The sequence below is a fragment of the Rhodococcus sp. NPDC056960 genome (genome assembly GCF_042674125.1).
GTDB lineage: Bacteria > Actinomycetota > Actinomycetes > Mycobacteriales > Mycobacteriaceae > Rhodococcus_F.
In genome coordinates this window covers 115,076-130,246 of record NZ_JBHURF010000010.1, presented here as the reverse complement: position 1 = coordinate 130,246, position 15,171 = coordinate 115,076, and the positions used below count along the sequence as shown (strand labels likewise).

The 15,171-nt window shown below is 68.0% G+C and carries 17 protein-coding genes and 1 riboswitch; of the genes, 3 read left to right on the top strand and 14 right to left on the bottom strand.

What is annotated here, in order from left to right; all coding sequences use genetic code 11:
- Nucleotides 1–7 precede the first annotated feature (7 nt).
- The 4 genes from ACFTWF_RS17660 to ACFTWF_RS17645 all read right to left on the bottom strand — a co-directional run bounded on the left by ACFTWF_RS17660 (nt 8) and on the right by ACFTWF_RS17645 (nt 3,359).
- Nucleotides 8–820 (bottom strand): ABC transporter ATP-binding protein, encoded by an 813-nt coding sequence (locus tag ACFTWF_RS17660; RefSeq protein ID WP_378462486.1) that lies wholly within the window; start codon nt 818–820, stop codon nt 8–10.
- Nucleotides 813–1,634, bottom strand: coding sequence for an ABC transporter permease (locus ACFTWF_RS17655; RefSeq protein ID WP_378462485.1), 822 nt, complete (start codon nt 1,632–1,634; stop codon nt 813–815). Before ACFTWF_RS17655 ends, ACFTWF_RS17660 begins: the two co-directional genes overlap by 8 nt.
- Nucleotides 1,612–2,652 (bottom strand): ABC transporter substrate-binding protein, encoded by a 1,041-nt coding sequence (locus ACFTWF_RS17650; RefSeq protein WP_378462484.1) that lies wholly within the window; start codon nt 2,650–2,652, stop codon nt 1,612–1,614. The genes ACFTWF_RS17655 and ACFTWF_RS17650 overlap by 23 nt, the downstream gene beginning before the upstream one ends.
- On the bottom strand, nt 2,637–3,359 hold the full coding sequence (locus tag ACFTWF_RS17645; protein WP_378462483.1) for a TenA family protein: 723 nt from the start codon (nt 3,357–3,359) through the stop codon (nt 2,637–2,639). The genes ACFTWF_RS17650 and ACFTWF_RS17645 overlap by 16 nt, the downstream gene beginning before the upstream one ends.
- Nucleotides 3,353–3,448, bottom strand: a riboswitch (TPP riboswitch). (Overlaps the previous gene by 7 nt.)
- A 106-nt stretch (nt 3,449–3,554) precedes the next feature.
- Here ACFTWF_RS17645 and ACFTWF_RS17640 point away from each other — a divergent pair.
- On the top strand, nt 3,555–5,108 hold the full coding sequence (locus ACFTWF_RS17640; RefSeq protein WP_378462482.1) for a carboxylesterase/lipase family protein: 1,554 nt from the start codon (nt 3,555–3,557) through the stop codon (nt 5,106–5,108).
- On the opposite strand, the gene ACFTWF_RS17635 is transcribed toward ACFTWF_RS17640, so the two are convergent.
- The 6 genes from ACFTWF_RS17635 to ACFTWF_RS17610 form a co-directional block, all read right to left on the bottom strand.
- Nucleotides 5,101–6,342 carry an MFS transporter gene (locus ACFTWF_RS17635; protein WP_378462481.1) on the bottom strand — a complete coding sequence of 414 codons (1,242 nt, stop codon included), beginning with the start codon at nt 6,340–6,342 and terminating at the stop codon, nt 5,101–5,103. The two genes, ACFTWF_RS17640 and ACFTWF_RS17635, sit on opposite strands and share 8 nt — an antisense overlap.
- Before the next feature lie 83 nt (nt 6,343–6,425).
- On the bottom strand, nt 6,426–6,953 hold the full coding sequence (locus tag ACFTWF_RS17630) for a DUF3558 domain-containing protein (RefSeq protein ID WP_378462480.1): 528 nt from the start codon (nt 6,951–6,953) through the stop codon (nt 6,426–6,428).
- On the bottom strand, nt 6,950–7,486 hold the full coding sequence (locus tag ACFTWF_RS17625) for a DUF3558 domain-containing protein (RefSeq protein ID WP_378462479.1): 537 nt from the start codon (nt 7,484–7,486) through the stop codon (nt 6,950–6,952). Before ACFTWF_RS17625 ends, ACFTWF_RS17630 begins: the two co-directional genes overlap by 4 nt.
- On the bottom strand, nt 7,470–7,745 hold the full coding sequence (locus ACFTWF_RS17620; RefSeq protein ID WP_378462478.1) for a GNAT family N-acetyltransferase: 276 nt from the start codon (nt 7,743–7,745) through the stop codon (nt 7,470–7,472). The genes ACFTWF_RS17625 and ACFTWF_RS17620 overlap by 17 nt, the downstream gene beginning before the upstream one ends.
- A gap of 65 nt (nt 7,746–7,810) precedes the next feature.
- Nucleotides 7,811–8,929 (bottom strand): DUF4185 domain-containing protein, encoded by a 1,119-nt coding sequence (locus tag ACFTWF_RS17615; RefSeq protein WP_378462477.1) that lies wholly within the window; start codon nt 8,927–8,929, stop codon nt 7,811–7,813.
- Nucleotides 8,930–9,111: 182 nt separating this feature from the next.
- Nucleotides 9,112–10,485 carry an FAD-binding oxidoreductase gene (locus ACFTWF_RS17610; RefSeq protein WP_378462476.1) on the bottom strand — a complete coding sequence of 458 codons (1,374 nt, stop codon included), beginning with the start codon at nt 10,483–10,485 and terminating at the stop codon, nt 9,112–9,114.
- A gap of 513 nt (nt 10,486–10,998) precedes the next feature.
- Between ACFTWF_RS17610 and ACFTWF_RS17605 the strand changes: the two genes are divergently transcribed.
- Entirely contained in the window at nt 10,999–11,328 is a 330-nt protein-coding gene (locus ACFTWF_RS17605) for a hypothetical protein (protein ID WP_005254150.1), read from the top strand.
- Nucleotides 11,329–11,357: 29 nt separating this feature from the next.
- Here the strand turns inward: ACFTWF_RS17605 and ACFTWF_RS17600 are convergent, their stop codons facing one another.
- Together ACFTWF_RS17600 and ACFTWF_RS17595 are read right to left on the bottom strand one after the other, a co-directional pair.
- Nucleotides 11,358–12,041, bottom strand: a complete 684-nt coding sequence (locus ACFTWF_RS17600) for a Type 1 glutamine amidotransferase-like domain-containing protein (protein ID WP_378462475.1) — start codon at nt 12,039–12,041, stop codon at nt 11,358–11,360.
- 5 nt (nt 12,042–12,046) lie between these two features.
- Nucleotides 12,047–12,865, bottom strand: coding sequence for a maleylpyruvate isomerase family mycothiol-dependent enzyme (locus ACFTWF_RS17595; protein ID WP_378462474.1), 819 nt, complete (start codon nt 12,863–12,865; stop codon nt 12,047–12,049).
- A gap of 167 nt (nt 12,866–13,032) precedes the next feature.
- On the opposite strand from ACFTWF_RS17595, the gene ACFTWF_RS17590 reads away from it, so the two are divergent.
- Nucleotides 13,033–14,574 (top strand): AMP-binding protein, encoded by a 1,542-nt coding sequence (locus ACFTWF_RS17590; RefSeq protein ID WP_378462473.1) that lies wholly within the window; start codon nt 13,033–13,035, stop codon nt 14,572–14,574.
- 11 nt (nt 14,575–14,585) lie between these two features.
- Here ACFTWF_RS17590 and ACFTWF_RS17585 read toward each other — a convergent pair whose 3' ends face one another.
- Together ACFTWF_RS17585 and ACFTWF_RS17580 are read right to left on the bottom strand one after the other, a co-directional pair.
- Nucleotides 14,586–14,750, bottom strand: a complete 165-nt coding sequence (locus ACFTWF_RS17585; protein WP_378462472.1) for a hypothetical protein — start codon at nt 14,748–14,750, stop codon at nt 14,586–14,588.
- Nucleotides 14,747–15,148, bottom strand: coding sequence for a DUF488 domain-containing protein (locus ACFTWF_RS17580; protein WP_378462471.1), 402 nt, complete (start codon nt 15,146–15,148; stop codon nt 14,747–14,749). Before ACFTWF_RS17580 ends, ACFTWF_RS17585 begins: the two co-directional genes overlap by 4 nt.
- Between the last annotated feature and the right edge of the window lie 23 nt (nt 15,149–15,171).

The window sequence follows — 15,171 nt, the reverse complement described above, 5'->3', positions numbered from 1 at the left end:
GCAGGTTTCAGCGTCTGCCCGACTCCTGTTCGACGAGCGCCCGCCGCGACTCCTCGTGTAGGACCCCCAGCAGTTCGTGTTCGACGTCCGCGAATTGGGGCGAGGTCATCATCGACAGTTCGCGGGGGCGGGGCAGGCCCACGGTCACCTCGCGCCGCACGGTGGCGGGTCGCGCCGACAGCACGACCACCCGGTCGGACAGGTAGACGGCCTCCCGGATGTCGTGGGTGATCATCAGCACGGTCCACCGGTAGCGCTGCCAGACGTCCTGCAACCAGGTCTGCATCTCGGTGCGGGTCAACGAATCCAGGGCGCCGAACGGCTCGTCGAGCAGCAGCACCGGACGGTCCTGGACGACGGTGCGGAGCATCGCGGCGCGTTGCCGCATCCCGCCGGACAGTTGGCTGGGGCGGGCGTCCTCGAATCCGCCGAGACCGAACACGGAGAACAATTCGCGGGCCTTGTCCCGCGCTTCCTTGCGGGGTACGCCCTGCACCTCGAGGCCGAGGGTGGTGTTGTCGAGGACACTGCGCCACGGGAACAGGAGGTCCTTCTGCGGCATGTACGCGCACTTCGAGGGGACGCTGCCTGCGGGACGGACGGGTTCGCCGCCGATGGTGACGGTGCCGGAGTCCGGTCGGTCGAGACCGGCGAGCATGGCGAACGCGGTGCTCTTCCCGCACCCGCTGGGGCCGATCACCGACACGAACTCGCCGGGTTCGACGGTGAACGAGATGTCGTCGAGGACGGGCCGGATGCCGCCGCGCACCGGGAATCCCTTGGAAATACCGGACAGTGCGACGCGCGCGGTCTCACTCATGCCGGGCCCTCTCGTTCTTGATCCAGGGGGCGACGACGCGTTCGACCGCGAACGTGAGCAGATACAGGCTGAGGCTGATCACGGCCGTCACGAGGACGGCGGCCAGCACGAGATCGGTGCGGAAGGAGTTCTTCTGCGTCGCCATGTAGATGCCGAGACCGGACGTCGCACCGACGTATTCGGCGAACACGGCACCCACCACGGCATACGTGATGCCGATCCGCAGGGCGGTGAAGAACCGGGGGATCGCCGACGGGAGCCGAACGTAGCGGAATTCCTGCCACCGCGAGGCGCCCATGCTGCGCAGCAGCGCACCCGCCTCCCGGTCGGCCGCGGCGAAACCCTCGATCAGGCCGATCGTCATCGGGAAGAACGTGGCGAGGGCGATCACCAGTATCTTCGGCAGCAGCCCGAAACCGAACCAGATGATCATCAGCGGCGCGATCGCGATGATCGGCAGCGTCTGCGACACCACGAACAGCGGAACGAACGCGCGCCGCAGCCACGGCGAGAAGTCCACGAGCACCGCGAGCGCCCAGGCGCAGAGCAGGGACACCGCGAAGCCGATCAGGGTCACCTGCAGCGTCGCGGACGCGTGACCGGAGATGGCGTCCCGCGCCCGCCAACCCTGCTGGACGACGCGCAGCGGAGACGGCAGCACCTGCGGCCGGATACCGCTGACCGTCACGTACGCCTGCCAGGCAATGAGTAGCAGCGCCACGACCACGACCGCGGGCACCGTCCGTCGCAGCAGCGAGGACGTGCCCGGGGCCGTGGTGCCGAGACTCGTGTCAGGGCTGAGCGAGGTACTCATTGGTGAAATACGTCGACCAGTCGGGTTCCGTGGTCAGCGGTGCCCCGTCGGGGCCGGTGAGCAGGCCGTGCTGGAACAGGAAGCCGGAGTATCCCGCCCACTTCTCGGCCGTCTGGGTTCCGACCTTGCCGGAACTGTCCTTCATGTATTCGGACGACAACATCTGCTGGCTCTCCTTGACGAGGGACTCGTCCGGAAAGGCGCCGGGGTTCGCATCGATCAGTATCTGCGCCGCCTGATCAGGCTGGTCGGCGGCGAACTGGTAGCCGCGTTGCAGCGCCTGGACGAACTTGCGGGCCTGCTCGGGATGATCGGCCATCCACTGTTCGTTGCCCTCGATGACCAGTGCGTAGGCGTCGGGGAAGCCGTAGTCGGTGTAGTGGAAGTAGCGCATCGGCGTGCCCTGGTGCTCGGCCTCGATGCCTTCCCAGCCGAAGAACGACACGGTGAAGTCGGCGGTGCCGGAGTAGACGGCCTCGTACGCCGACGTGCCGAGCGTGACGGTGGTGAATTCGCCCTTGCCGCCGTCGTTCCGGATGATCTGCTTCAGCGTCTCCTCGCCGTCCGGGTCCGCGAAACCGGCATAGATCTTGCCGTCCAGATCCCGGGGGCGGGTGATGTCGGCGCGATCCGCCTTCACCGCGATGCCGGTCGCCCAGTGTTGCAGCGGGGCCAGGACCGACGTGGTCTGCGCGCCCGCCGCCTTCGAGAACGTCGCAGAACTCTGGAAGCTCACCCCGAACTCGGCGTTCCCGGCATCGACCAGAGTGTCGGGGGAGGTGTCGTTGTACGGCAGTACCTGCACGTCGAGTCCGGCGTCCGCGAAATAGCCCTGCTGCTGCGCGACGAACAGACCGGTGTGGTTGGTGTTCGGGGTCCAGTCGAGTGCGAACCGGATGGTGTCGTCCGACTGCGAGTCACCGGCGCAGCCGGTGAGCATCGACAGGGCGGAGACGAGGATGACGGCTGCCGTGGCAGCGCGCTTGGTGCGAGAGAAGAGTGTCACGACGCCGGCCATTCCTGCTTGTTGAGTGCGGTGTCCCAGAACATGAGTTCGTAGCGGCTGGCGATCACGAACGCCTCCACCATCTCCTCACGCTGGGCATCGGTCGCGGCCTCGGCGGCGGCGTCCACCAACTCGCGGGCCCGGGCGACGGCGGCGTGGAACTCCTCCGCGTCGTACGTGGTCACCCACTGGGCGTACGGGTGCGACGGGTCGGCGGAGAGCACGTCACGGGCGCTCGCCGCGAGCCGGCGTCCCACGTCCGCGTAGATCCAGAAGCAGGGCAGCACCGCGGCCGCGGCCACCGCGTACGGTTCCGTGGCTGCCACGGCGGTCAGGTACGAGATGTACCCGAGGCAGGCCTGCGAATGCTGCGGATCCGCGTCCGACGCGGGGAGCCGTCCGCTGGTCAGCAGATTCTGGTGCAGGGTGGCCTCGACCGTGGCGGCCTCGGCTGCCGAACCCGCCCAGAAACCCGCCTCGACGGGACCCGGTGCATGCGCGGCCACCAGCGACAGCGCCTTCGCGTACCCGGTCAGGTACAGGAAATCCTGCTCGATGTACGTGCGGAACACGTCCAGCGGCAGCGTCCCGTCACCGAGGCGGCGCAGGAACTCGAGTTCGTCGATCGCTTCGCGCAGCACCTTCGTCCGGTCCCACAAGTGGTCCGTGAATCGGGCGTGCTGGCCGGCGCCGGCAGCGTCTTGGACAGAGCTATTCACAACGTTGACATCCCTTCGTCAGCATTACCTGAGCAGGTTCCCGGGTGTGTTCTCAGCCCCGCCCGTGCGGAGCACCCCGTGTCAGAACAAGCCGACCCTAGCACCGCCCGTGTCCGGGAAGGAAAGGCCCTGCCTGCTCATCGTTGGTAGTTTGGCCAGAGATTCCCGGTACGCGCTGCGTGAGGAGATTCGTCCGTGGATGTCGAGAAGTCCGGCGACACGCTCGTCGTCCGTGCCCGGGACGGCGAGTTGCGCGGCTACCCCGAGGGCGACGTCTACGCATGGAAGGGCATCCCGTTCGCCGCGGCCCCCGTCGGCGATCTGCGGTTCCGCGCGCCGGTCCCGCCCGCGCCGTGGGAGGGTGTGCGCGACTGCGTCGACTTCGGCCCGATGGCGCCGCAGGGGCACAGCACCGCCGTCCCGATCGACGCCGGACTCGAGATCGACGAGGACTGCCTGTCGGTGAACGTGTGGGCGCCGCGACCCGACGGCACGCCCAGGCCGGTGATGGTGTGGATCCACGGCGGCGCGTACTGCCTGGGAACCGCGGCGCAGGGCATCTACAACGGGCGCATCCTGTCCACCCTCGGGGATGTCGTGCTGGTCTCGTTCAACTACCGGGTGGGGGCGCTCGGATTCCTCGACCTGTCGTCGTTCTCGACCGCCGGCCGGGTGTTCGAGACCAACTGCGGGCTGCGCGATCAGGTCGCGGCCCTCGAATGGGTGCGCGAGAACATCGCCTCGTTCGGCGGCGACCCGGACGAGGTGACGGTGTTCGGGGAGTCGTCCGGGGCCGGGTCGATCACCACGCTGATGACGTGTCCGAGCGCGGAAGGGCTGTTCCACCGCGCGATCGCGCAGAGCCCACCCGCCACGTCCGTCTACGGAGGTGAGCGGGCCGCCACCGTCGGGAAACAGTTCCTCGACATCCTCGACGTGGCGCCCGGGCAGATCGACACGCTGCTGCGCCTGCCGTACCGCACGATCATCGAGGCCAGCGACACCCTCGTCAACGAGGTGCCCGTCAAGATCCCCGGCACACTGGCGATGGCGCCCGTGGTGGACCGTGACTTCCTGCCGCGCTACCCGGTGGCCGCATTCCAGAAGGGCTACTCCCACCGCATCCCCCTCATCATCGGTTCCAACAAGGACGAGTCGTCGATCTTCAAATTCATGAAATCGCCTCTGCTGCCGGTCACGTCGGATTCGGTGCAGGAGATGCTGCGGGCGATCGCGACGGATCACCCCGAACTGCCCGCCGCCCGGCTCGCCGACATCCTGTCGGTGTACCCGGACCGCGGGAAACCGAAGGGCGCACTCGCGATGTCCCGGGACGCCGCGTTCCGGATGCCCGCGCTGTGGGTCGCCGACGCGCACAGCCGCCACTCACCGACGTGGATGTACCGGTTCGATCAGGCCACGCCGATGCTCAAGGCCGCACGCATCGGAGCGGGGCACGCCACCGAACTCCCGTACGTGTTCGGCAATTTCGACACCCTCAACATCGACCCGACGTTCTGGCTCGGCGGCCGCAAGACGGCGCTCGAGGTGTCGGGCCGGATCCAGCGCCGCTGGCTCGCGTTCGCCCGGCACGGCGTCCCCGCCGCACTCGACGGGTCCAAGCACTGGGCGCCCTACGACGAGGAGAACCGCTCCACCCTGCTGATCGACGGCGCGGACACCCTCGTGCAGGACCCGGACCACGAGATGCGGATCGCCTGGGGCAACGACGTCATGGGCTTCAATTGACCGGCACCTTTGCGTCCAACTCCTTCAGCACGGGCAACCCGAAGCACGCCAGCCCGATGATCAGCACCGGGATCGCGAGCACGAAGAACGTCGGCTGTATCCCCCATTTGTCGAGGAGCGGGCCGGCCAGCAAGTACCCCAGCGGTCCGGCGGCGTACGCGGTGGACGTCATGACTCCGGTGACTCGTCCGCGCATGTGCTCCGGGCTGCGAGTCTGCATGGCGTAGTTGGCGATCGGGCCGACCGGACCGAAGACCAGACCCTGCAGCAGGGCCAGCGCCAGGATCGCCCACAGCGGCGGCAGGAACGCCATCGCGACCATCGCCGCGCCCAGCACCGTCACCGCCACCAGCATCAGCATCCGGCGCGACACGAACGGCGCGAGCGGCCCGTACGCGAGCGCACCCACCACGCCGCCGATGCTCAGCGCCATGAGGACGGAACCCAATTGCGCGGGCTTGTCCAACTCGGTGAAGTACACCGGGAACACCACCGATTCGACGGGCATGTACAGCGCCACCACCGCCATGTCCACGAGCGCGATGGTGCGCAGAAGACGGTTGTGCCACACGAACTTCAGGCCCTCGAGCGTGCCGTGCCAGATGGACGTCGGGCGCGTGGCAAGGTCCGGTCTGCCGGCGTTCTCGAGACGGAGGAACGCGATCGTCGCGACGGACAGTACGAACCCGGCGGCGGCGACCCACAATGTGTTCACCGCCCCCACGGTGGCGATCAGGACGCCGCCGATCCCCGGCCCGACCAGATACGCCACGTTGTAATTGGCCTCGTAGAGGCTGTTCATCCGGTCGAGTGACCACCCCGCGGACGCCGTGGCGGCGGGCAGCATCGACTCCCTGGCCGCGATTCCGGCCGGATCGAACGCGGCGCCGATCGCGGCGAGAACGGCGATCACCGTGACGGTGAGACCCGTCGTAATCGCGATGACCGGGATGGCCGCGACGGACAGGGCCGACAGGCAGTCGGAGATCAGGGACGTGCGGCGTCGGCCGAACAGGTCGACGAACGTGCCCGCGAACAGGCTCGACAGCAACAACGGGAGGGTGGCCGCGCCCGCGACGATCGCGGCGTCGGACGCGCGACCGGTCTGCTCGAGCACGAGCCACGGCAGCACGACGATGACGATGCCGTTGCCCGTGGACGAGAACAGGGTCGCGACGTTCAGGAGGATCAGGGGCCCGAACCGACGAGTCACAGCCGTCTCGGTGGCGGTCACGGCAAGGGTCCTCTGGTCGGCTCGATCGGTGGTCCCTCGACGCTAACAGCGAGGTCGGGGCGACCGCGAGCGAATTTCGGCCGCTACTGGTTGCGTTGCAGGGTCAGCTCGGCGAGGGTGCGGGCGCCCACACACGGGTCGCCGGTGCCCGACCGCTGCTGCACCCACCACGTGATGACGCCGGAGTAGGCGGCCGTGATCCCGCACGTCGCGGAGTCACCCGGTCGCCGGGCGCTGAACGCCGACGTGCCCGCGATCGTCGTGGCCTCCACCTGGTACCCCAGCTGTTCCGCCACACCCCGCTCCCGCTGCAACGAGTTGTTCTCGAACCAGCCGAACGTCACGTCGATCGACCCGGCGGCGGACGACACCGTCCACATGCACACCGCACCGTAGAAGTACTGGTCGATGCCGTCGCCGCCGAGCGTCTCGGCGATCTTGTCGTTGGGGACGGCGTCGCACTCGCGCAGGAGCTTGTCGAACTGCGGCGAGCCGCCGTCTCCGGAGGCGGACGCGCCCTCCGGCAGGGCGGTGCCGGTGACCGACGTGCCGCAGCCGGCCAGCAGCATCGCCGACGCCAACGCGGCGGCGAGCCGGCGACCTGCCGTCATTTGGCCTTCTCCAACGTGAGCTCACCGAGCGCGGTCGGCGCCGCGCACGGGTCGGCGGGTGTGGCGCCGCTGCCGTAGCGGACGAGCCAGTGCACGAAGTCGGAACCCGTCGCGAGCGCGACCTCGCAGAAGCCGACGTTCTGCGACGAGAATCCGCGGTGCCCGGCGATCTCGAGGTCGTGGACCTCGTGACCGATGCCCTTGGCCACCGACCGCTCCCGGTCGATGGGGCTGCCGCGGTACCAGGTGAACATCACGTACCGCTCGGGGCCCGCTTCCCACCGGCACTTGATGCCGTTGCGCGACACCGGAGCGAGCCCGGAGATGCCCGCCCGCTCGTACACCTCGGCGTCGGTCAGCGAGCCGCATTCACCCACGAACGCGCCGGGCTGCGGGGCCACCGAGGTGGCCGGCGCGGACGCCGCCGGATCCGTCGAACCGCTGCCGGAACCGCAGCCGGCGAGGGCGACCGCCGCCGCGATCAGACACGTCGCGCGGACGGCAGGGCGGACCGGATCAGACGAGCTCCGCATAGCTCGGATTCTCGGCGATGTACTTCTCCACGTACGAGCACGACGGGATCACGGCGAGCCCGCTGGTCTTCGTGTCGTCGAGAGCGGCCTTCACCACCACGGCGGCCAGCCCCTGCCCGCGGAACTGCGGGTACGTGACGGTGTGGTGGAAGTCGCGGGCACCGTTCCGCTCGAAGTAGTCGGCGTATCCGGCCAGCTGACCGTCGAGGTAGACCTCGAACCGGGATTCCGACACGTCGTGCTCCACCGTGGCCGCCACAGATCGCTCCTCTGCTCGTGTGGCGTGCGCGCTGTCCCGCGCACGCTGTCACTCGCAGATTACCGTCAGTCCGCGAGGTTGGTACGCAGCAGCATGACGTTGTAGTCCGACCAGGTGGTGGCCAGGAAATACAGATCGGATCCCTGCGCCCACGGGTGCATGTACGCGCCGTACAACTCGGGCACGTCCCGGCTGCTCACCAGCACTTCGGGTTCGCTCCAGCCGGATTCGAGACGGTCGGAGCGGCGCATGACCACCGAGTTGCCGGCATCGGTGTACATCGCGACGAACTGGCCGAGGTACTGGTTGAACTGCACCGACAACTCACTGACCGGTCCGGGGATCACCGGGGCGGCCACGACGGCGTTGGACTTCACCCACGCCCTGCCGTCCCAGTACTCGTACGCCGTCAGGTTGCGGATGTCCGCTTCCTTCACCCGCGACAACCGGGCGTCCCCGTTGCGGCCGGACGGGGTGCCGAACGCGTAGACGAAGCCGTCCTGTTTGACGTAGGAGCCCATCTGGAAGTTCTCGGCACCCGTGGCGGGAACGTTGGGCCGCAGTGTCAGCGGGTCCGTGATCCAGTTCTCGCCGTTGTCGACGGAGTACGCGATGCCGGAGGCGTTGGTGATCCACTCGCCGGGGGCGCCCCAGCTCCGCACGGACATGTAGTTGATGTACTGCGTCGCGGTCGGACCCTCGCCGACGGAGATGCCGGTAGTGGGGATGACGGTCTGCTCCACGCCGGGAATCTTCTTGCTCTGGATGATCTCCTTGGAATGGTTCGGTGCGTCGACCGGAGAATTGTCGATGCTCATCCCGTTGGTGAGGTCGTGATCGGAGCTGCGCAACAGGATGTTGCTGCGCCAGTCGCCGACCAGCCCGCACAGCGGGTTGTCGCTCAGCCCCACCGTGTCACCGAACGCGGTGAGGATCTGACCGCCGCCGTTGTCCCACATGATGCCGAGGTCGGTGCCGAGAACCCGGAACCGGCCGATCGTGTCGTTGGCGCTGCGCGGCCCGGTGATGTGGGCGATAGCCTGAGTTTTGCCGCGCAGTTCGGGGAGGCGACCGTCGCTGCCGTTGAGCCAGGGAATGGGGTTGATGCCCTGGTTCCCGCTGCCCGATCCGAGGCTGCCGGATCCGCCGAGGCACGGCGCCGCCGACGCAACAGGCGGCGTCATCGTGAAAAACGTGCAGGTAGAAGCGAGTAGGACGGGCATCGCCAGAGAGGCGACACGGCGGAGTCTGGTCACGAGCGCACCTCTCTGCGACGAATCGAGTCGGGTCCGGTCACGCTAGCAATACCTCACCTGTCACACCAGCCCCCTGGGTAACCATTGGGTATCGCACCTCACCTGTGTAGCTACAGGATCGCTCCCGGGTTGAGGATTCCCAAGGGGTCGAGGGCGTTCTTGATCCGCTGCGTCAATTCCATGACGTCCGGGCCCACCTGGTCGGGCAGCCAGGCCTTCTTCAGCCTGCCCACGCCGTGCTCGCCGGTGATCGTGCCGCCGAGTGAGATTGCGAGGTCCATGATCTCGCCGAACGCCAGGTGCGCACGTTCGGCCATGGCAGCGTCCTCGGGGTCGAACACGATGAGCGGGTGCGTGTTTCCGTCGCCGGCGTGCGCGATCACCGCAACCATCACCTCGCGCTCGCGGGAGATCGCGGCGATTCCCGCCACCAGCGCAGGAAGTTTCGGGAGCGGCACACCGACGTCCTCGAGCAGGAGGGTGCCCAGTCTCTCGACCGCGGGAATCGCGAATCTCCGTGCGGCGGCGAAGGCTTCACCCTCGTCGGGGTCGTCGGTGGTGAAGACCTCGGTGGCGCCGTTGACCCGGCACGCGTCTGCCATCGCGGAAATCTCTTCCGCCGCAATCGCTCCGGGGGCATCCGACCGGGCGATCAGCATCGCCTCCGCCGTCCGGTCCAGGCCCATCTTCAGGGCGTCCTCGACGGCGCCGATCGATGCGCGGTCCATGAACTCGAGCATCGACGGCCGCAGGGTGCGGGTGATGGTCAGCACGGTGTCGGCGGCGGCCTGGACGGAGGCGAACGACGCGACGAGGGTGCTCGACGGCGGCTGGGCGGGGATCAGTCTCAGCGTCGCCTCCGTGACGATGCCGAGGGTTCCCTCGCTCCCGACGAACAGTTTGGTCAGCGACAGTCCGGCCACGTCCTTGAGGCGCGGACCGCCGAGGCGCACGTCCGTGCCGTCCGCCAGAACCACCCGCAGCGCCAGGACGTAGTCGGTGGTGACGCCGTACTTGACGCAGCACAGGCCGCCGGCGTTGGTTGCGACGTTGCCGCCGATCGAGCACATCTCGAACGACGACGGATCGGGCGGATACCACAGGCCGTGCTCGGCGGCCGCGGCCTTCACCTCGGCGTTGAGCAGACCGGGTTCGACCACGGCGATGCGGGTGACCGGATCCACGTCGATGCGCCGCATGCGCTCGGTGCTGATTACCACGCTGCCCGCCACCGCGGTGGCTCCGCCGCTGAGTCCGGAGCCCGCTCCCCGGGGGATCACCGGGACCGTGTGCTCGGTGGCCCAGCGCATCACCGTCTGGACGTCCTCGGTCGTCGTGGGGCGGGCGACGGCGCGGGGAAGGGCCGCGTCGGGGTCGCGCGCCCAGTCCTGTCGGTACGACGCGAGGACGTCCGGGTCGGTCACGAGGCAACCGTGGGGGAGCGCGTCGGCGAGCTCTGCGAGAGCGCCGTCGGTGACCGTCATCGGAACTCCTGGAATGCGGGTGTCGGGAGCCCCGACGGTAGCCCAGCCGCCTCCATGTGTCCTCGAATTGGTCGGTCGTCCAACTGAACCGATTCCGACCCCCACCCGCGGATATCGCTCCAACCTGGACGTTCGGTGCAGGAGGGGGACCCCCTTAGCCCATCGGTTAGTTACTTACGCGTAGGAGTCTCACGATGTGGGATCAGGGGGGTGAATTTTTTCGGGGGATTCCCGGATGGCATGGGGAACCGGGTATAGGGGAGAAAATGCAGGTAGGGGCGTCTCGCGAAGCGGGAGAACCCGGACAAATCGGGTGTAACACAGGTCACATTCGCCACTCTGTTACCGGATCGTATCGACCAGGCAATGCAAAACCACGCTTCTACGGGTTAGCGTCTTGCATCGTCAAACACCGGCGAGGCGTTACACCCAAACGGAGATTCTCACTGAATGTGAGCCAGAACACGGTTGGGGCCGGGTTTTGCCGCACCGACCCTGGAAGGACCCGCACCGATGAATGCACTCCACCGAGATCCCAGCAGCTACATCTCCGCGATGTTCTCGTACGAGTTCCTCGATGGTGGTATCGACTACGACTCGATCGAACAGATTCACCGCGGCGAGTTCGACGAATGGATCTTCGCTCTGGCGGGTTCGGGGTTGTTCACCAACGAGGAAGTTCGGTCGATGGTCCAGGAATGGCGCCTGAACCCCAAGACCCTTCTCAACACGCTTCTCGCGGACGCCGACGAGGTCACCGCCAAGCGCTGCGAGGTCACCTGGGCAGCACTCGACCGCGTGGCTCCGTTCGCCCCCTCCGTGCCGGTCGCCGTCTTCGGCTGACGGCCGCCGCGTCGCAGGGCTCGCCGTCGTCACACGAGTTCGGTTCGATCCCCGTTCACGACGATCGCCTGATCGTCCGTCAAGGTGCGGTATTCGATGCCGGCGAGCCGCAGCGCGGTGACGGTGCGCCGCACGGCGGCCGCGTCTTCCAGGGGCACGACGTCTTCGGCCCCTGACAGCCCCACAGGCGGGTGATGCGGCACGATCGCGAAACCCACCACGCCCAGGCCGTCCCAGAGCGGCTCCATGCCACACGTTGCGACCACCTCCGCCGGGTCATCGGAGGAGTCGAGACCGTGCAGCGTCGGAGTCATCACACACGCCCCCGCGCTGTACCCGGCGTACACGAGCGAGTCCTTCCGCAGCAGATCCGGGATCACCCGGTCCGCCCCGCTCCGGGCCATCTGCGCACGCAACACGAACGTGTTGCCGCCGCGCACCCACAGCATGTCGAGCCCGCCCAGCCGCTCCGTGAGCGCAGCTGACCGCGCCGCGCCGTCCTCGCCGACGTAGTCGCGCAGATCCACCTCCTCCGGTGTGAACCCCAGACGCGTCAGCGGCATCACATCGCTCACGACCGCGGAGGTCCGCGCCGCCCGCGGCCACGCGTCCGCCGCCGCCGCGATCACCCCGACCCGCCCCGGGCTCCCGACGAGCGACATCAGCGGCGCGGGATCCGCGCCGAACCGATACGAGGACAGGAACAGGCGCACCGCGATCAGATCGTGAACGCCAGGTTGTCGACGATCCTCTTGCCTGCGGCGGTGTCGCCGCTCAACGCGATCTCGTCGCGATGGTCCGCCGCCGTCGTCCGTCCTCCCGCCAAGCGGGTGAACAACCGGGAGTCGAGGGTCACGGTGATCGTCGCGGCGGACGGCAGCTCGTCGACCACCGCAGCCCTGCCGTCCACGGCGATGTGGATGTTCCGCGCGAGCGGTCCCGTCAGTTCGAGGGTGATCCTCGACCCGTCCGGGGCCTTGCCGCGCTTGCCCACGAGGAACGCGACGGCGCCGGCGATCTCCTCGAACGCCGTCTCGCCGCGCGGGCCCCCCTCGTCGCCGGGCAGCGCGAGCGCGTCCCGAAGGTCGAGCTCGTGCATCCAGCAGTCGAACAACCGGATGCGCATGAACCGGAGATACGGCGCCGGGCCGACGGGTGTGGTGGTCTCGGCCGCGAACATCTCGTCGGTCATCTCGCCGAGCTCCGACCGTCTGCGGGCGGTGATCGTCCGGAACCGCTCGAGCATCTCGGATCCGGGGCGCCCGCGCAGCCCCTCCACCCACTCCTCGTTGAACGCCCCGATCTCGTTGCGCACGTGGCCGAGGCTGCGGACGTCGATGCTGGTGTGGGGTGCGGAGATTCCGGCGAGGAGCGATTCGGTGCCGATGAGATGCGCGGTCACGTCGTGGACGGTCCATCCGGGCAGCGCGGTGGGCGTGAACCACGCGTCGCCGGACAGCGAGGACAGCACCTCGTCGAGCACGTTCCATTCCTCGAACAACGCGTCGAGGATCGGTTCCTTCTGCAGGGCAGTCACGAGTCGTACGCCTCCTTTTGCCTCAACTCTAGGACCTCCCGGCGGAGTGCCCGGGTATTTTCGCCGCGGGCGGACGAACGCGCCGGTGACGGCCGCGAAGGACTCCCCGTCCCGGGTTCGGTGTGGTAGACCGAAGGTGAGAATCTCCATTAACAAAAGGAGTGCGGATGTTCCCTGGAAACTTCGTGGCGACCACCCCGGACAAGCCCGCTGTCATTCGTCCCTCCACGGGGGAGCGGCTCACCTACCGGGAGCTGGACGAGCGGTCCATCCGCCTCGCACGGCACCTGCGCTCGCTCGGCCTGAAGGTCGGCGACCACCTGGCGCTCGTGTCGAGCAACGACCTGCGGGTCCTCGAGGTGTACTGGGCGGCGCTGCGATCCGGGCTGTACATCACCGTGGTCAACTGGCACCTCACCGCAGAGGAGTCCGGGTACGTCGTCGACGACTGCGGAGCCGAGGTCCTCATCGTGTCCGCCGACGCGGGCGGTGCCGTCCCGCGCGACCCGGCGGAGCTTCCCCACGTCCGCCACCGTCTCGTGTACGGCGGCGAACTCGACGGATTCGACAGCTACGAAGACGCCGTGGCGGCGCAGTCCGCCGCACCGCTCGAATCGCAGCCCCGCGGACAGGACATGCTGTATTCCTCGGGCACCACCGGCAGGCCGAAGGGGATCAAACCCGCTCTCCCCGAAGGTGAAGTGAACACCACGACGGATCCGTACACCGCGGTGTTCGCCCCGATGTACGGATTCGACTCCGACACCGTCTATCTGTGCCCCGCGCCCCTGTATCACGCTGCGCCGCTGCGCTTCTGCGGCACCATCACCTCCGTCGGCGGCACCATCGTCCTGATGGACCGATTCGACGCCGAGGAATCGCTGCGGCTCATCGACGAGTACCGGGTCACCCACAGCCAGTGGGTTCCGACGATGTTCGTCCGGATGCTCAAGCTGCCGAAGGACGTTCGCGACAAGTTCGACGTGTCGAGCCTGAAGGTGGCCATCCACGCGGCGGCGCCGTGCCCACCCGACGTGAAACGGTCGATGATCGAGTGGTGGGGGCCGGTGATCCACGAGTACTACGCCTCCACCGAAGGCGCCGGTGCCACGTTCATCGACAGCGCCCAGGCCCTCGTCAAGCCGGGGTCGGTCGGCCACGACGGCGTCATGGGCATCGTCCACATCTGCGACGACGACGGTGCGGACGTCCCCGTCGGCGACATCGGCACCGTGTACTGGGAGCGGGAGGAGCGGCCGTTCGAATATCACAACGACCCGGCCAAGACCGAGGCCGCAACGCACCCCGACCATCCGACGTGGACCACGAGCGGCGACATCGGATACATCGATTCCGACCGCTTCCTCTACCTCACCGACCGGGCCGCGTTCATGATCATCTCGGGTGGGGTGAACATCTACCCGCAGGAGTCGGAGAACGTTCTCACCATGCATCCCAAGGTGTTCGACGTCGCCGTGATCGGCGTGCCCGACGAGGAGATGGGCGAACAGGTCAAAGCAGTCGTGCAACTCGTCGACGGGGTGCAGCCGTCGGACGCCGTCGCCCGCGAACTACTCGAATACGTGCGCGACCGGGTCAGTCACTTCAAGGCGCCGCGCAGCATCGACTTCTCCGACGACCTGCCGCGCACGCCCACCGGCAAACTCGTCAAGCACAAGCTCCGGGCCCGCTATCTGAACGCCGGCTGAATTCTTGCCCGTCACCTGTCCCGCGCCGATCCGCAGCGCGGGCAGGTGCTCGCGGCGCGGTCGGTGACGAACAACCCGCAGTCCGGGCACACGCGGTCCAGCCAGCAGACGGGGTCGCCGCCGACGTCGTCGTCCGGGTCGCCGACGGGCACCGCCTCGTCGCGGCGGGTCGTCACAACCGGTCCCGCATGTAGTCGGCGAGGACCTCGGCGTGGCTGTGGGTGACGTCCTTGGTCGCGGTGAGAAGAACGATCGGGCGCCCGTGCGCGAGTTCCTGCACCCGCGCGACCGCCCTCCGGCCGGTCGGCGAATCCAACTCGTGGACGTACCGCTCGCGGAACTCGCTGAACGCGGCGACGTCGTGCGAGTACCAGTGCCGTAACTCCGTCGACGGCGCGAGGTCCTTGGCCCAGTCGTCGAAGTGGAACGCGTCCTTGCGGAGGCCCCGCGGCCAGAGCCGGTCCACGAACAGTCGCAGTCCGTCGCCCTCGGTCGGATGGTCGTAGACCCGCTCGACCACGACGGGTGGGCCGGCGGTGACGTCCGCCGCGCTCCGTTCCTTCGGTTTGCTCATGATCGAACCTCCGCTTCCGTGCG

Excerpts from the sequence above, each read along its gene's own strand:
- ACFTWF_RS17660 (WP_378462486.1), bottom strand. The coding sequence starts at position 820 with ATGAGTGAGACCGCGCGCGTCGCACTGTCCGGTATTTCCAAGGGATTC.
- ACFTWF_RS17655 (WP_378462485.1), bottom strand. The coding sequence starts at position 1,634 with ATGAGTACCTCGCTCAGCCCTGACACGAGTCTCGGCACCACGGCCCCG.
- ACFTWF_RS17650 (WP_378462484.1), bottom strand. The coding sequence starts at position 2,652 with ATGGCCGGCGTCGTGACACTCTTCTCTCGCACCAAGCGCGCTGCCACG.
- ACFTWF_RS17630 (WP_378462480.1), bottom strand. The coding sequence starts at position 6,953 with ATGACGGCAGGTCGCCGGCTCGCCGCCGCGTTGGCGTCGGCGATGCTG.
- ACFTWF_RS17625 (WP_378462479.1), bottom strand. The coding sequence starts at position 7,486 with ATGCGGAGCTCGTCTGATCCGGTCCGCCCTGCCGTCCGCGCGACGTGT.
- ACFTWF_RS17615 (WP_378462477.1), bottom strand. The coding sequence starts at position 8,929 with ATGACGCCGCCTGTTGCGTCGGCGGCGCCGTGCCTCGGCGGATCCGGC.
- ACFTWF_RS17610 (WP_378462476.1), bottom strand. The coding sequence starts at position 10,485 with ATGACGGTCACCGACGGCGCTCTCGCAGAGCTCGCCGACGCGCTCCCC.
- ACFTWF_RS17605 (WP_005254150.1), top strand. The coding sequence starts at position 10,999 with ATGAATGCACTCCACCGAGATCCCAGCAGCTACATCTCCGCGATGTTC.
- ACFTWF_RS17590 (WP_378462473.1), top strand. The coding sequence starts at position 13,033 with ATGTTCCCTGGAAACTTCGTGGCGACCACCCCGGACAAGCCCGCTGTC.
- ACFTWF_RS17580 (WP_378462471.1), bottom strand. The coding sequence starts at position 15,148 with ATGAGCAAACCGAAGGAACGGAGCGCGGCGGACGTCACCGCCGGCCCA.